Source organism: Streptomyces beijiangensis (assembly GCF_017315755.1).
GTDB lineage: Bacteria > Actinomycetota > Actinomycetes > Streptomycetales > Streptomycetaceae > Streptomyces > Streptomyces beijiangensis.
On sequence record NZ_JAFLRJ010001009.1, the window covers coordinates 1 to 267 of the forward strand.

Below are 267 nucleotides of genomic sequence, written 5' to 3' on the forward strand. Positions count from 1 at the left end.
AGCCCATCGCGTAGATCTCGGGGCGGGTCTTGTCCGTGCCCGGCGCACCGCCGGCAACTCCAACGACCTGCGCGGCAAGATCCTCCGCATCAAGGTCAACGACGACGCGTCGTACTCCATCCCCGACGGCAACCTCTTCGCGCCGGGCGTCGTACGCGGGGTTGCGGCCCGGACGCTGGTCCATCGGGCTGAAGCCGTCGGACGCGAAGGGGTTGGAGTCGTCGCCGGTCGACAGGTAGAGGTTGCCCTGCGCGTCGAAGTCGATAT

At 67.8% G+C, this 267-nt stretch carries 1 pseudogene; it reads right to left on the reverse strand.

The features are described 5' to 3' along the window. Positions 1-267: pseudogene (locus J0695_RS40305) on the reverse strand (glycosyl hydrolase); the annotation flags it as partial.